The organism is Kitasatospora putterlickiae (assembly GCF_039527695.1).
Classification (GTDB): Bacteria; Actinomycetota; Actinomycetes; order Streptomycetales; family Streptomycetaceae; genus Kitasatospora; species Kitasatospora putterlickiae.
Window position 1 is genome coordinate 1 of sequence record NZ_BAAAKJ010000171.1, and the last position, 14927, is coordinate 14927.

Annotated in this window: 11 protein-coding genes; 5 read left to right on the forward strand and 6 right to left on the reverse strand. The window is 74.5% G+C overall.

Annotated features, from left to right (window positions below; translation table 11 throughout):
• The 3 genes from ABD308_RS17535 to ABD308_RS17545 form a co-directional block, all read right to left on the reverse strand.
• Positions 1 to 901, reverse strand: a 901-nt coding sequence (locus ABD308_RS17535) for an AAA family ATPase (protein WP_344335386.1), incomplete at its 3' end; no start/stop codon positions are given.
• 235 nt (positions 902 to 1136) lie between these two features.
• Positions 1137 to 3911, reverse strand: coding sequence for an AAA family ATPase (locus ABD308_RS17540; RefSeq protein ID WP_344335388.1), 2775 nt, complete (start codon positions 3909 to 3911; stop codon positions 1137 to 1139).
• Between the two features lie 249 nt (positions 3912 to 4160).
• On the reverse strand, positions 4161 to 6398 hold the full coding sequence (locus ABD308_RS17545; protein WP_344335391.1) for a transglycosylase domain-containing protein: 2238 nt from the start codon (positions 6396 to 6398) through the stop codon (positions 4161 to 4163).
• A 212-nt stretch (positions 6399 to 6610) separates the two neighbouring features.
• Between ABD308_RS17545 and ABD308_RS17550 the strand changes: the two genes are divergently transcribed.
• A complete protein-coding gene (locus ABD308_RS17550; RefSeq protein WP_344335393.1) occupies positions 6611 to 7555 on the forward strand; it encodes an ROK family protein in 945 nt (314 codons plus the stop codon).
• A 192-nt stretch (positions 7556 to 7747) separates the two neighbouring features.
• On the opposite strand, the gene ABD308_RS17555 is transcribed toward ABD308_RS17550, so the two are convergent.
• Positions 7748 to 8344 (reverse strand): acyl-CoA thioesterase, encoded by a 597-nt coding sequence (locus ABD308_RS17555; protein WP_344335395.1) that lies wholly within the window; start codon positions 8342 to 8344, stop codon positions 7748 to 7750.
• A complete protein-coding gene (locus ABD308_RS17560; RefSeq protein ID WP_344335397.1) occupies positions 8341 to 8646 on the reverse strand; it encodes a hypothetical protein in 306 nt (101 codons plus the stop codon). The genes ABD308_RS17555 and ABD308_RS17560 overlap by 4 nt, the downstream gene beginning before the upstream one ends.
• 513 nt (positions 8647 to 9159) lie before the next feature.
• Between ABD308_RS17560 and ABD308_RS17565 the strand changes: the two genes are divergently transcribed.
• Positions 9160 to 11550, forward strand: coding sequence for an ATP-binding cassette domain-containing protein (locus ABD308_RS17565; RefSeq protein ID WP_344335398.1), 2391 nt, complete (start codon positions 9160 to 9162; stop codon positions 11548 to 11550).
• A 40-nt stretch (positions 11551 to 11590) separates the two neighbouring features.
• Here ABD308_RS17565 and ABD308_RS17570 read toward each other — a convergent pair whose 3' ends face one another.
• Complete coding sequence (locus ABD308_RS17570; RefSeq protein ID WP_344335410.1) at positions 11591 to 12199, reverse strand: hypothetical protein; 609 nt, start codon at positions 12197 to 12199, stop codon at positions 11591 to 11593.
• 174 nt (positions 12200 to 12373) lie between these two features.
• Between ABD308_RS17570 and ABD308_RS17575 the strand changes: the two genes are divergently transcribed.
• The 3 genes from ABD308_RS17575 to ABD308_RS17585 all read left to right on the forward strand — a co-directional run.
• Positions 12374 to 12592, forward strand: coding sequence for a hypothetical protein (locus ABD308_RS17575; protein WP_344335413.1), 219 nt, complete (start codon positions 12374 to 12376; stop codon positions 12590 to 12592).
• Between the two features lie 495 nt (positions 12593 to 13087).
• Complete coding sequence (locus ABD308_RS17580) at positions 13088 to 14044, forward strand: TauD/TfdA dioxygenase family protein (protein WP_344335416.1); 957 nt, start codon at positions 13088 to 13090, stop codon at positions 14042 to 14044.
• Between the two features lie 28 nt (positions 14045 to 14072).
• Positions 14073 to 14927 (forward strand): ROK family transcriptional regulator (locus tag ABD308_RS17585; RefSeq protein WP_344335419.1); only part of this gene is annotated, 855 nt, incomplete at its 3' end.

Consider the following 14927-nt stretch of genomic DNA (forward strand, 5'->3'; position numbering starts at 1 on the left):
CGGCCGACGGGGCGGCGGAGTCCTCGATGCCCAGCAGGGCGGCGGCCTCCGCCAGCAGGGCGACGTCGCCGAGCGGCTCGGCCGCGGCGAGGAGCAGCAGCTGCCGGGCGGCGGGCGGCAGGGCCTGGATCCGGTGCAGGAAGGTCTGCTCGATCTGCCCGACCAGCGGCCGCGCGTCGGGGCGTCCGAAGCCTCCGGCCAGCTCCTCGGGGCCCAGCCCGCGGGGCAGTTCGAGCAGGGCCAGGGGGTTGCCCTGGGTCTCGGCGACGATGCGGTCGCGCACCCGCTCGTCGAGTCGGCCCGGGACCACGGAGTCCAGCAGGGCGCGGGCGTCGCTGTCGCCGAGCCGCCCCACGGTGAGCTGCGGCAGCCCGGTGAACCGAGGTTCCAGGGACGGCTCGCGCACGGCCAGGACCAGCCCGATCCGCTCGGCGAGCAGGCGCCGGGCGACGAAGGCCAGCGTCTGCGCGGAGACCTCGTCCAGCCACTGGGCGTCGTCGACGAGGCAGAGCAGCGGGTCCTGTCCGGCGGCGTCGGCGAGCAGGCCGAGCACGGCGAGACCGACCAGGAAGCGGTCCGGCGGGGTGCCCGCGGTCAGGCCGAACGCGGTGCCCAGCGCGTCGCGCTGCGGGGCCGGCAGGCGGCCGAGCCGGTCCAGGAACGGGGCGCACAGCTGGTGGAGCCCGGCGTACGGGAGCTCCATCTCGGACTGGACGCCGGTGACCCGGGCGGTCCGCGGCCCCCGCGCCCGCGCGGCGGCGTGCTCCAGCAGTCTGGTCTTCCCCACGCCCGGCTCGCCGCGGAGCACCAGCACCCGGCTCGCGCCGCCGCGCACGGCGTCGAGCAGTTCCTCCAGTGCCCCGCACTCGCGGCTGCGCCCCAGCATCGGCTCGTGCGTCATGGCCGGCCTGCCTCCCCGTCGGTCCTCCGCCGGGCCCGGATCCACAGACCCGGCGGGCGGTCGTTCCCGGCACGCACGGTGCCGTCCCCGGGGCGGCACCGCTCGCGCGCGGCGCCGGACGGCGCCGCTCCACCCACCCTGCCGCCGGGGCCCGCCGGCCGGCGCCCGGGGAACCCCGGGTCGACCCCCGGGTGTCGCCCCGCTGGGATCCCGGGGGTCCGGGGAGGGCGGGCCGTCAGGCGTCGGCCAGGGCGGCGCGCAGCCGGTTGCGGGACTTGACGTCGAGCTTGGTGAACACCTTGCCCAGGTGCCATTCCACGGTGCGGGGGCTGATGAAGAGTTCGGCGCCGATCTCGGAGTTCGTCAGCCCGTCGGCGGCCAGCCGGGCGATCTGGCCCTCCTGGGCCGTGAGGGCCTCGCGCCGCGCCCCGCCCGGGTCGTCGGCGCGGGGCCGGACCGTCTCACCGGTGGCCAGCAGTTCGCGCCGGGCGCGCTCGGCGAAGGCCTTCGCTCCGAACCCCCGCAGCAGTTCGTGGGCGGTGCGCAGCTGCTCGCGGGCGTCGCCGCGCCGGTTCTCGCGGCGCAGCCACTCGCCGTACACCAGGTGGGCGCGGGCCAGGTGGACGGCGATCCGGCCGCGTTCGAGGCGGGCCAGGGCCTCGCGGTAGAGCCGCTCGGCCCCCGGGCCGTCGTCCAGCAGGGCGCGTGAACGGGCCAGCATGCCGAGGGCCCAGTCGGTGCCGGCCGCCCCGGCGCGTTCCTCCAGCCGGCGCAGGGCCTCCGAGGCCCGCTCGGGGGCGTCGGCGCGGACGGCCGCCTCGACGAGTTCGGCGAGGGCGAAGCCATGGACGGCCAGGTCCTCATGGGCGACGGCCCGTTCCGCGTGGGCCAGGGCGTCCTGATAGCGGCCGAGGCCATTGTGGAGGACGGCGACGAGGTAGTGTTCCAGGCCGATCGCGCGCCCTTCACCCCACGAGGTCGCGTCCCGGGCGGCGCCGCGGATCACCCCGGCGGTCCGCACGTCCTCGCCGCGCCAGGCCGTCAGCAGGAGCGCCGGGTACGCCATCGGCGAGTGGCCGGTCACCTCCGCGATGGTGTCGGCCTCGTCGATGAGCGCCGCCGCGAGGTCGAAGTCGCCGGTGTGCACGGACAGCGCGGCCCGGTAGCCGAGCGCCAGAGGAAGCACGTTGAGGGCGCCGGCCTCGCGGGCCGCGCGCACCGCGTGCCCGGTCATCCGGTGCCAGGCCTCGTCGTCCCACAGCTCCCCGGCGACCAGCCAGGTCAGCCAGAGCCAGCGCGTGGTGTCGCCTCCCCCGCGTCCGGTGGCCTGCCGGAAGGCCTCCAGGGCGGACCGCAGCAGTGGCCCGCCCTCGGCGCAGCCGTCGAGGAACCAGGTCGTCAGGCCGTCGAGGAGAAGGTCCGTGGGCCGGGCGGGCAGCGCCCCGGGCGGTGCCGCGCGGGCGGCTTCGGCGACTTCCCGCACCCCGGTCCGCCGGCCCAGTCGGCCGGCGAAGACCGCCGATCCCAAGGCGTCCAGGTACGCCTCGCGCGCGGACGCGTCCCCGGCCCTCGCCAGCCGGCCGGCCGCGTCGAGCAGCAGGGGCAGCGCCTCGCCGCCGCGCGGGCGGGTGAAGGCGACCTGGGCGCGGAGCCTGGCCAGCCGGGCGTGCTGTGCCTCGTCCAGCGGGCCGAGCTGCGCCGCGGCGAGGAGTTCGAGCGCCGCGTCGGGGGATCCGGCGTCGAACGCGGCCTGGGCGGCGGCGGCCGCGCGCGTGCCCCGCAGGACCGGATCGGGCGTCAGTTCGGCCGCGCGCCGGAGGAAGGCCGCCGCCGCCGCGATCCCGCCGCGGGCCTGAGCCCGGCCGGCCGACCGCTCCAGCTCGCCCGCCAGGGCCTCGTCCGGGTCCACCGCCGCGTGGGCGCGGTGCCACGCCCGGCGGTCCGAGTCGAAGGCGGGGTCGGTGGCCTCGGCCAGTGCGCGGTGCACGTCCCGGCGCACGGCCGGGTCGGCGGCGCGGTAGGCCGCCGAGCGGACCAGCGGGTGGTGGAAGCGCACCCGGGTGCCGAACTCGATCAGCCCCGCCGCCTCGGCCGCTCCCGCGGCGTCCGCGCCGAGGTCGAGCCGCTCGGCGACCCGCCGCAGCAGTGGCAGGTCCCCCATCGGCTCCGCGGCCGCCGCCAGCAGCAGCCGCTGGGCGGAGGCGGGCAGGTCGGCGATGCGCTGCAGGTAGGCCTGCTCGATCCGGCCGGCCAGCGGACCGACGTCCGGGCGCCCGAAGCCACCGGCCAGCTCCGCCGCCGACAGTCCCCGGGTCAGTTCCAGCAGGGCCAGCGGATTGCCGCGGGTCTCGGCGACGATGCGGTCCCGGACCTGCTCGTCCAGCCGCCCGGGTACCACCGATTCCAGCAGTGCCCGCGCGTCGTCGTCGCGCAGGCCCCGGACCGCGAGTTCGCGCAGCCCTCCGAAGGGGTCACCGTCCGCGAGGGGTGCCGGGGTGCGCGCCGCGAGCACCAGCGCCACCCGTTCCGCCAGCAACCGCCGGGCGACGAAGGCCAGCGTCTGGGCGGAGACCCGGTCGAGCCACTGGGCGTCGTCCACGACGCAGACCAGCGTCCGCTCCTCCGCCGCCTCGGCCAGCAGGCCGAGCACCGCCAGGCCGACCAGGAAGCGGTCCGGCGCGCCCCCCGCGCTCAGGCCGAACGCGACGGACAGGGCGTCGCGCTGGGGGCCGGGGAGGCGGTCGAGCCGCCCCATCAGGGGCACACAGAGCTGGTGCAGTCCGGCGAACGCCAGTTCCATCTCGGACTCGACGCCGACCGCCCGCAGGACGCGGCACCCGCTCGCCCGCTCCACCAGGTACTCCACGAGGGCGGACTTACCGGCCCCCGGTTCGCCGCGCAGTACGAGGACCTGGCCCCGGCCCTCCCGGGCCCCGGCGATCACCTGGTCCAGCACTCCGCACTCGCCGCGCCGGCCGCGCAGCCCGTGCCACGGAGCGCCGCCCGCCATCCGCCACCACCACGCAGTTCAAGGTCCGGGCCCTGATCGTTCCGGGTCGTCCCATCATGCATCAGCCCCGGCGGAGCGGACAAACCGCTGCCGGGCGCCATCGCGGGTCTCCTGAGGGGGCGTCACCACGGCGGAGGCGGTCCGTCATGCGCGGCTCACCGGCCCGGACCCGCACCAGGGCGCACCGGTCACGCCGGAGGCCCCCGACCCGCCACGGGTCAGGGGGCCTCCGCGTGCACCGGGCGGTCGTCAGCGGCGCTTGCCCGGCGGGGTGTTGGACGGCGCGTTGGACGGCGCGCCGGACGAGCCGCTCGACGAACCGCTGGTCGGGGCGCCCGTGCCGGTGGTGCCGGGGTCGGTGCGCGGCGCCGGGTCGGGGATGTCCGCCATCGGCAGGGACTGCTTGGGCGTGCCCCGCAGGGCCTGGTTCATGGCGTCCCGCCAGATCGGGCCGGGCCCGGTGGCGCCGAACACCTCCGCGTGGCGCTTCCCGTTGATGGTGATGTCGCGCATCTCCACCCCGCCGTTGGGCCCGCCGAGCCAGACGGCGGTGGCGAGCTGCGGGGTGTAGCCGCTGAACCAGGCGGCCTTCTTCTTGTCCGAGGTGCCGGTCTTGCCCGCGATCTGGCGGTCGCCCTCCAGGTGGAGCGCCGCACCGGTGCCGCCGCTCTCGGTCACCCCGTTCAGGATGGTGTTCAGCACCCGGGCCGTGCTCTCGGAGAACGCCGTCTCGCAGCGGGCCGGCGGGGCCGGGACGTCCCTGCCGTCGATGGTGGTGATCCGGTTGATCGCCACCGGGGCGCAGAACCGGCCGCCGGCGGCGAAGGCCGCGTAGACGCCGGCCATGGTCAGCGGGCTCACCTCCTCGACGCCCAGCGCCATCGCGGGCACCTCCTCCAGCGCCTTGCCGCTGGCCTTGGCGGTGATGCCGACCTTGTTGGCCATCTGCTTGACCGCGCAGAGCCCGATCTCCTGCTCCATCTGCACGAAGTAGGTGTTGACCGAGAGCGCCATCGCCTCCTTCAGCTGGTACGGGCCGACCTCGCTCGCCGACTCGTTGGGCACCGTGACCTTGGGCCTGCCGGTGTTCTTCCAGGTGCCTTCGCAGGTCTTCATCGTCGGGTACTCCATCCGGTTCGGGGACGAGTACTCCTGGGTCGGCGGCAGTCCCGCCTCCAGCGCCGCGGCCGCGACGACCGGCTTGAACGTCGAACCGGGCTGGAAGCCGTTGCCACCGCCCATCGCCGCGTCCACGTTGAAGTTGACCACGGTCTGGTTCTTGGTCCGGTCGATCCCGTACGGGCGGGTCTGGGCCATCGCCAGGATCTTGCCGGTGCCCGGCTCCACCATGCTCGCGGCGGCCGAGACGCTGTCGGTGACCCGCACGTGGGAGCTCACCGCGTTCTGCGCGGCGGTCTGCTTGTCCGGGTCGAGGGTGGTGTGGATGTTCAGCCCGCCCTGGTCCCAGAACCTCTTGCGCTCGGCCGCGCTGGCCCCGAACACGGGGTCCTGCTTGACCACCTGCCGGACGTAGTCGCAGAAGAAGCCCATGCCCGCCTGGGCGGTGATGCAACCGTTCTGCGGCTCCTTGTAGTTCAGGCCCAGCGGGGCGGCCTTGGCCTCCTGGGCCTGCTCCTCCGTGATGTGCTTGTTCTCCAGCAGCTTGTCGATCACGACGTTGCGGCGGTTCAGCGCGGCCTGCGGATGCGCCTTCGGGTCGTACTTCGACGGGTTCTGCACCAGGCCGGCCAGGGTGGCGGCCTCGGCGACGGTGAGGTCCTTGTTGGCCTTGCCGAAGTAGCGCTGGGAGGCGGCCTCCACGCCGTAGGCGCCGTTGCCGAAGAACGTGATGTTGAGGTAGTTGGTGAGGATCTGCTCCTTGGTCAGCTCCTCCTCCAGCCTGATCGCGATCTTCAGCTCCTGGATCTTGCGGCCCAGGGTCTTGCGCATGGCCTCCTTGACGGCCACCGGATCGTCGCCCGCCTTCTCGACGTTGACGTTCTTCACGTACTGCTGCGTCAGCGTCGAGGCGCCCTCGGCGGCGGTGCCGCTCTCCGCGTTCTTGCTGATCGCGCGGAGCACCCCCTTGAGGTCGACGGCGCCGTGCTCGTAGAAGCGGGCGTCCTCGATGTCCACCTGGGCCTGCCGCATGTACGGCGACATCTGGTCGGCGGTGAGGACGATCCGGTCGCGCTCGTAGACCCTGGCGATCAGGCCGCCCTTGGCGTCGAAGACCTGCGTCACCTGGGTGAGCGGCGGGGTCTTGAAGTCGTCCGGGATGTCGTCGAAGCCCTCCGCGGTGTTCTTGGCGGTCAGCCCGATCGCCCCGACGGCGGGCAGCGCCATACCGGCCAGCAGCGCACCGGACACCACGCTCACGCCCAGGAACGCCGCGCCGTGGCGGACGAACCGGACCGGCGACCGCCGGGAGGGCCCGGGAGCGTCGCCGTCGGCCGGATCCGGTATCGGGAGAAGATTCGATTCCATACTCCTTGGATGCGGTGAGGGCCGCGAATCGTTGCGTACACCCGCGGATTCCGCTCCGGTTCGGTCCGGAACGGCCCGAAAGGGCAGCTCCGGAGCCGACCCTGCCGCCCACGCCGGCGAACCGATCCTGTTTGCTGTCCCTGTTCCGCCCCGTCCGACCTCCGCGTTCCGCCCCGTCCTCACCTCCGCACCCCTCACCGGAGCCGCCCGCCATGACCGCGCCCCCGCCCCACCCCGCCGGCCCGCTGTTCTCCGCCGTCGACATCGGCGGCACCAAAATCGCCGGGGCGCTCGTCGACTCCGCCGGAACGCTCGCCCACCGCGTCCAGCTGCCCACCCCGGCGCGGGAGACGGGGGCGCGGGTGCTGGCCGTGGTGCACCGGGTGCTCGACCACCTGGCGGCCGCGCCCCGGTGGGGGGAGGTCACCGCCGTCGGCATCGGCAGCGCGGGACCGGTGGACCTCGTCCGGGGCACGGTCAGCCCCGTCAACATCCCCGGCTGGCGGGAGTTCCCGCTCACCGCCGAGGTCGCCGCCCACCCCGCCGTGGGCACCCGCCGGGTGGCGCTGGCCGGGGACGGGGTGGCGATGGCCGCCGCCGAGCACTGGCGCGGCGCGGCCCGTGGCACCGACAACGCGCTCTGCCTGGTGGTCTCCACCGGGGTCGGCGCCGGGCTGGTGCTGGACGGGGCCGTGCGCCCCGGCCCCAGCGGCAACGCCGGACACCTCGGGCACATCACCGTCGACCTCGACGGTGAGCCCTGCCCGTGCGGCTCGCGCGGCTGCCTCGAAGGCGTCGCCAGCGGCACCGCGATCGCCCGCCGGGCCCTCGCCGGGGGCTGGCGGCCCGCCGGGGACGACCGTTCGGCGCGCGCCGTGGCGGCGGACGCGCTGGCCGGGCACCCGGTGGCGCTCGCCGCGTTCGAGCGGGCGGCTCAGGCGCTGGCCGCCGGGATCGCCGCCACCGCCGCGCTGGTCGACCTGCGGCGGGTGGTGATCGGCGGCGGGGTGGCGACGGCCGGCCCGGTCCTGTTCGAGCCGCTCGCCCGCCATCTGGACCGCTACGCCGCCCTGCCCTACGTGCGCGGGCTGGACGTGCGGCGCGCCGAACTCGGCACCGACGCCGGGCTGATCGGCGCGGCCGCGCTCTGCCGCTGATTCGACGGCTCCGGGGGGCGAATTCCCCCGCCTCGCCGCGGGGTTGGGCCTGTCCGGCTCATCTCGACGACGGCGCACCGCCGTTGCGCCCCCGGCGCCCGCCCCCGTCCTCCCCCGGCCTCGCCCCCACAACCAAGCAGGATCCTGCCCCAGCAGGATCCTGCCACTCATCGATCGGGGTCCCGGCGGAGGTCAGCGGGCGCGACGCCCGTCCGGGATCACCGGAACGCCCCTGGTGAGGGCGGAGGGGTTCGACAGGCGTCGACGGGCCGGGTGGTGCCCGGAGGACGACGCGGACAACGACCCGCGCGGCGCGGCGATCGCCACCCGCGGCGGAACCACGGGGACGACACCGTCGGCGAGGAACCCCGAGAGGAACCGCCGCTCCGACGGGCTGAGCGTGCGGGAGCGGCCGGAGACCGCGTCCCTGGCGACCACGACCGTCCGTGCCCGCATGAATGTGTGCGAGCCACGGCACACCTTGACCACGATGTGCGCGGAACTGCGCCCGAGTCGTTCGACCGTCAACTGCACCAGCAACGGTTCCGGCCGGTGGTACAGCTGCTCCAGATAATCGATCTCGTGCCGGGCGATCAGGAATCCGGACGGGAATAGCGATTCCCGGACGGCGACCGCGTGGTGGCAGAACAGGTCGTAAATTCCCTCCTGCACGTAGGAGACCAGCCGGGCGTTGTTGATGTGCCCGTTCTCGTCGACGTCGCTCCACCGGGTGGGACAGGCCACCACGTGTGCGTTGACGTCCACCGCCTGGGTGGCTGCCGCGCTCACCGCTGCTCGGCCGTGGAACCGGTGAGCAGCAGCGCCCGGCGCAACCGCGCGTAGTAGACGGCGTGTTCGGACGCCATCCGGGCCGCGGTCCAGCCCTCCTCGGCGGCCTCGGCGGCGGCTTCGACGACCAGGCTGTCGAGGACGCCGTCGACCGCCCGGCACAGATCCGCCACCGCCGCGAGGCGGTTGGTGACCTCCGTCCCGCCGAATGCGGCGCGGGCCGGGAAGGCGGCGAGTGATTCCACCGCGAGCCGCAGCTCGTCCACGGTCTCGGACCTTGTTTCCGAAACGAAATCGCGCACGGTTCTCTCCCTTTATGGATGGGGATGGGTAGGGGTGGGTAGGGGTTTCTGACTGGTGCGAACCCGCTGAGCGGGCCCGGATCCCCCCGGCGCCATGGACGCTATCCCAGCCCGGGGCGCTACCGGGAGGTATACGGAACCGGAGCGGAAACTGACCACTATTGGAGTAGTTTGGCGGTGCATAAAATCAGCCGCATCCACCGAATGCCAGCCCGTCCCCGGGGTCGTGCCCGGCTCCCCCAACTGGTCCACCAGCGCGCCTCGTAGAGGTGCGGGCCGGGCCGGTGCCGCCCCGGCGCCCACGACCAGGGCCGCCAGGCCCGCCGTGGTCCGCCACAGCCGTGCCCCGCTTCGCCACCGCCGGCACCTCCCGTCGTCCGTCCCCCGCCACCACCGTGCGGTGCGCCTCCGCCGGCCGCCAGCGCACGGCCCCGACCGGCCTAAAACACCGGCTGTCGTACCCGGCTGGTTAGATCGGAACCGGAGCGCACCGCGAGAGGAACCGGAGAGACGATGAGCACGGGCACGAGGACCGGCGTACAGGCACCCGAGCCGCACGCCGCCGACACCCACGACCTGATCCGCGTGCACGGGGCGCGCGAGAACAACCTCAAGGACGTCAGCATCGAGATCCCCAAGCGCCGCCTGACGGTGTTCACGGGCGTCTCCGGCTCGGGCAAGAGCTCCCTGGTGTTCGACACCGTCGCGGCGGAGTCGCAGCGGCTGATCAACGAGACCTACAGCGCGTTCGTGCAGGGCTTCATGCCGTCGGTGGCCCGGCCCGACGTGGACGTGCTGGACGGGCTGACCACCGCGATCATCGTCGACCAGCAGCGGCTGGGCGCGGACCCGCGCTCCACCGTGGGCACCGCGACCGACACCAACGCGATGCTGCGGATCCTGTTCAGCCGGCTCGGGCGGCCGCACATCGGATCCGCCAAGGCGTTCTCCTTCAACGTCGCCTCGATCAGCGGGGCGGGCGCGGTCACCGTGGAGCGCGGCGGCACAACGGTCAAGGAGCGGCGCAGCTTCAGCATCACCGGCGGCATGTGCCCGCGCTGCGAGGGCCGGGGCTCGGTCTCGGACATCGACCTCACCCAGCTCTACGACGACACCAAGTCGCTCGCCGAGGGCGCGATCACGGTGCCCGGCTACACCGGGGACGGCTGGATGACGCGGATCTTCAGCGGCTCCGGCTTCCTCGACCCGGACAAGCCGATCCGCGACTACACCGAGCGGGAGCTGCGGGACTTCCTGCACCGCGAGCCGACCAAGGTGAAGGTCAACGGCATCAACCTCACCTACGAGGGGCTGATCCCGAAGGTCCAGAAGTCCATCCTGTCCAAGGACCGGGAGGCGATGCAGCCGCACATCCGGGCGTTCGTGGACCGCGCGGTCACCTTCGCCGCCTGCCCCGAGTGCGACGGCACCCGGCTGACCGGGGCCGCCCGGTCCTCGAAGATCGGCGGGATCAGCATCGCCGACGCCTGCCGGATGCAGATCAGCGACCTCGCCGCGTGGGTGCGCGGCCTCGACGAGCCCTCGGTGGCGCCGCTGCTCACCGCGCTCCGGCAGACCCTGGACTCGTTCGTCGAGATCGGCCTCGGCTACCTCTCGCTGGAGCGGCCGGCCGGCACGCTGTCGGGCGGCGAGGCGCAGCGGGTGAAGATGATCCGCCACCTCGGTTCCTCGCTCACCGACGTGACGTACGTCTTCGACGAGCCCAGCACCGGTCTGCACCCGCACGACATCCAGCGGATGAACGGCCTGCTGCGGCAGCTGCGGGACAAGGGCAACACGGTGCTGGTGGTGGAGCACAAGCCCGAGGTGATCGCGATCGCCGACCACGTGGTGGACCTCGGTCCGGGCGCGGGCTCGGCGGGCGGCACGGTCTGCTACGAAGGCCCGCTGGAGGGCCTGCGTTCGGCGGGCACGGTCACCGGCCGGCACCTGGACGACCGGGCCTCGGTGAAGCGGACGGTGCGCACGCCCACCGGCAAGCTGGCCGTCCGCGGCGCCTCCGCGCACAACCTGCGGGACGTCGACGTGGACGTCCCGCTCGGTGTGCTGGTCGTCGTCACGGGTGTGGCGGGCTCCGGCAAGAGCTCGCTGGTGCACGGCTCGATCCCGCCCGGGGAGGGCGTGGTCTCCGTCGACCAGAGCCCGATCCGCGGCTCGCGGCGCAGCAACCCGGCCACCTACACCGGACTGCTGGAGCCGATCCGCAAGGCGTTCGCCAAGGCCAACGGCGTGAAGCCGGCGCTGTTCAGCGCCAATTCCGAGGGCGCCTGCCCGACCTGCAACGGCGCGGGCGTGATCTACACGGACCTGGCGATGATGGCCGGCGTGGCCACCACCTGCGAGGACTGCGAGGGCCGGCGCTTCGACGCCTCGGTGCTGGAGTACCACCTCGGCGGCCGGGACATCAGCGAGGTGCTGGCGATGCCGGTGACCGAGGCGGAGGCCTTCTTCGCCACCGGCGAGGCCCGGGTGCCCGCCGCGCACCGCATCCTGAGCCGGCTGGTCGACGTCGGTCTCGGCTACGTCAGCCTCGGCCAGCCGCTGACCACGCTCTCCGGCGGCGAGCGCCAGCGCCTGAAGCTGGCCACCCACATGGGCGACAAGGGCGGCGTCTACGTCCTCGACGAGCCGACCACCGGCCTCCACCTGGCCGACGTCGAGCAGCTGCTCGGGCTGCTGGACCGCCTGGTCGACTCCGGCAAGTCGGTCATCGTCGTCGAGCACCACCAGGCCGTGATGGCCCACGCCGACTGGATCATCGACCTCGGCCCGGGCGCCGGCCACGACGGCGGCCGCGTCGTCTTCGAGGGCACCCCCGCCGACCTGGTCACCGCCCGCTCCACCCTCACCGCCCAGCACCTGGCGGAGTACGTCGGCGCCTGAGCCCCCCGGCCCCTCCGACCCGCCTCGCCTCCCGGCCCGGCTACCGCCCGGCGGTGGGGCCGGCGAGGCGGGCGAGGACTTCGCCGGTCGGCTCGTCCTCGTCGGCCCCGGAGGCCAGGCAGCGGGTGTCGAAGGCGGCGTCGCGGGCCCGGGTGAGGGTGGCGGGGTCGTGGGCGGGGTGGAGCAAGGCGGAGTGGTGGGGGGTCAGCCGCAGCAGGACGGTCTCGTCGGTCCAGTCGGTGGTGAGTTCGACGAGGCCGGTGTCGTCGTCCGCCATCGCGTCGGACAGGCCGCGCAGGGCGGTGAGCGCCCAGATCATGCCGGGGAGTTCGAAGTCCACCCGGGTGTCGAAGTCGATGGTGAGGGAGCCGGTGGCCTCGTCGTGGCGGAGGGTGAGTTCGCCGTCCTCGTCGAGGCCGTGGAGGAGGGCCGCGTGGTCGCCGTCGAGCCAGCGGTCGCACTCGGCGAGGGCGGCGGGCAGTTCGGTCCGGTAGCGGCGGCGGACGGCGGCGTCGCGCCAGGGGGCGCAGAGGCCGGTCCAGTCGGACTCGGGGCGGGCGGAGGCCGGGCGGACGGGTGAGCGGAGGTACGTCCGCAGCCGTGCCGTGTCGATGGTGACCGCCGCCGTCACCGTGAGGTACCTCGCCATGTCCGTCCGCCCCTCCGCCGGCGCCCTGTCGCGCGGGGTCGATTCTGCCCCCGCCCACCGACAAGGCGCCGGGGGGGCGGGGCTCAAGGGCCGAACGGGGGACGGTGCGTAACCGCACGACTCCCGCGCGCGTTCCGCAGGACACCCGTTTCCACGCCCGTTCCCGGAGGTCCCGTGCGCACCCTCGCCCTGCTCGCCGCCCGCACCGCCGTGCTCGCCACCGCGGCGACCGCCCTGGCCGCCGGAGCCCTCGCCGGACCGGCCGCCGCCGCTTCGGAGCCCCGGGAGGTCAACCAGGGCTACAGCATCCCGGTCGGCGCCATCACCGACCTCGGCGCTCTCCCCGTACTCGGCGGCCTCGGTCTGGAGTTCGCCCGCCTGATGGGGGTCTGACGAGCCCGCACCCGGCACCGCGAGGCCCGCCCGGAGCGCGTCCGGGCGGGCCTTCCGCCTCCCGGGTTTCTTCCGCTGCGAAAGTTAGTCGTCCCGTGACGCCCCCGACAGGCGGGAACACGCCGCAGCAATACCGCCGTCACCGCCCGACCATCTCCCGCAACACGGTGCCACACGCCCGCCACACCCCTTCTCACCAGGCAGGACAGGTGATTGACAGGGAGGCACGGGCTTCAGCACGATGAGCGCCGAGCCCACTCGCAGCGCCCCGGACCCGGAAGGAGGGCCGATGAGCACCGTTCGCCGCACCGCCCCGGCCCGCCCCGGCTGTCGCTGTTGTCGCGGGGCGTTCGCCCGCTGACCCCGGCCGTTCCGGCCGCCCGCTCCCCACGGCACCCGTGTGCCCCCGTTCGAACCGTTCCGCCCCGCTCGCGTCCACCGCCGGGGCGTCCTCGCGCAACCCCTCGCGCCCTCCAGCAGAGTTGAGGAAAAGCCATGTCCACCGCCACCGCTCTCCGTCTCACCCCCGCCGCCGGCCGGATCGGCGCGATCGTGCACGACGTCCGCCTCGGCGGCGACCTGCCCGCCGCCACCGTCGCCGCCCTCGAAGCCGCGCTGTACGAGCACAAGGTGCTGTTCTTCCGCGGCCAGCAGCACCTCGACGACGCCGGACACGAGGCGTTCGCCCGCCTGTTGGGCCGGCCGGTCGGCCACCCGACCGCCCCGAGCGCCGACGGCCGGTACATCTTCGAACTGGACGCCACCAAGGGCGTGCGCGCCAACAACTGGCACACCGACGTCACCTTCGTCCCCTCCTACCCCAAGGCCTCGATCCTGCGCGCCCTGGAGCTTCCGCCGGCCGGCGGCTCCACCGTGTGGGCCAACACCGCGGCCGCCTACCAGGACCTGCCGCAGCCGCTGAAGACGCTCGCCGAGTCGCTGCGCGCCGTGCACACCAACGACTACGACTACGCGGCGAGCCTCGCGCTGCGCCCCGAGCTGGCCGACAACGCCGAGGTGGCCGACCTCTTCCGCCGGGTGTTCGTCTCCACCGCGTTCAAGACCGAGCACCCGGTGGTCCGCGTCCACCCGGTGACCGGCGAGAGGAGCCTGCTGCTCGGCGCGTTCGCCCAGCGGATCAAGGGCGTCTCGGGCAAGGACGGCGAGGCGCTGATCGCCCTGTTCCAGCGGTACGTGGAGCGGCTGGAGAACACCGTGCGCTGGGACTGGCAGGTCGGCGACGTCGCGATCTGGGACAACCGCGCCACCCAGCACTACGCCGTCAACGACTACGGCGACGAGCCGCGCCTGGTGCGCCGGATCACCCTGGACGGCGACCTGCCGACGGGCGTGGACGGCACGCCGAGCCGGCTGCTGGAGCCCGCCGAGCCGCCGCGGGTCGCCGGACTGGTGCCGGCCGAGGAGCTGGAGGCCGAGGCCGCCGGGCGCTGACCTTCCCCAACCCCCGGAAGGACACAGGATGTTCACCGAGACCGGCACACCGGGCGGGACCGGCAACGCCGCCCGGCCGCGCACCGGGGACGGGCGGCGGGACGTCAACGCCGCCGCCGTCCTGCGGACCGTCCTGGACCACGGTCCGGTGGCCCGCAGCCGGGTCGCCGCGCTCACCGGCCTGAGCCCGGCCGCCGTCTCCCGCCAGGTGGTCGACCTCACCAGGCTCGGACTGCTGTGCGAGCGGCCGGAGTCGGCCGCCCCCGGCGGCGGGGCGGTCGGCCGGCCGCAGCTTCCGGTGGACGTCGACACCGAGCGGATCGCGGTGGCCGGCCTGCACATCGGCCTGCCGTCCACCCACTTCGCCTTCCTGGACGCACGCGGAAACGTGCTGCACCGCCGCGAGTTGAGCCACCGGGGACGCACCGGCCCGGCCGTGCTGCGGCCGCTGCTGGCGCGGCTGCCCGGGCTGCTGGCCGCCGTCCCGGACGGCCGCGCCGTGGTCGGCCTCGGCGCCGTCACCGGCGGCGCGGTCGACCGCGAGCGCGGCGTGATCATCCGTCACGACGCGCTCGATTGGCGGGACGTGCCGCTCGGCGGGCTCCTGGCGGAGGCCTCCGGACTGCCGGTCCAGGTGGACAACCACGCCCGGGCACTGACCCGGGCGGAGATCCTGTTCGGGCACCCGGCGGCCCGGCGCTCGGTCGTCCACCTGTTCGTCGGCCACGTGGTGGACGCGGCCCTGGCCGTGGCCGGCTCCGTGCACGTCGGTCCGGCCTCGCCGACCGGGGACGTCGCCCACCTGCCGGTGCCGGAGAGCGACGCGCTCTGCCCCTGCGGCCGGACCGGCTGCCTGGCGGTCGCCGCCTCGGACACCACGCTG

Coding starts and splice junctions, on each gene's coding strand:
- ABD308_RS17545 (WP_344335391.1), bottom strand. CDS start 6,398: ATGGAATCGAATCTTCTCCCGATACCGGATCCGGCCGACGGCGACGCT.
- ABD308_RS17570 (WP_344335410.1), bottom strand. CDS start 12,199: ATGGCGAGGTACCTCACGGTGACGGCGGCGGTCACCATCGACACGGCA.
- ABD308_RS17580 (WP_344335416.1), top strand. CDS start 13,088: ATGTCCACCGCCACCGCTCTCCGTCTCACCCCCGCCGCCGGCCGGATC.
- ABD308_RS17565 (WP_344335398.1), top strand. CDS start 9,160: ATGAGCACGGGCACGAGGACCGGCGTACAGGCACCCGAGCCGCACGCC.
- ABD308_RS17540 (WP_344335388.1), bottom strand. CDS start 3,911: ATGGCGGGCGGCGCTCCGTGGCACGGGCTGCGCGGCCGGCGCGGCGAG.
- ABD308_RS17550 (WP_344335393.1), top strand. CDS start 6,611: ATGACCGCGCCCCCGCCCCACCCCGCCGGCCCGCTGTTCTCCGCCGTC.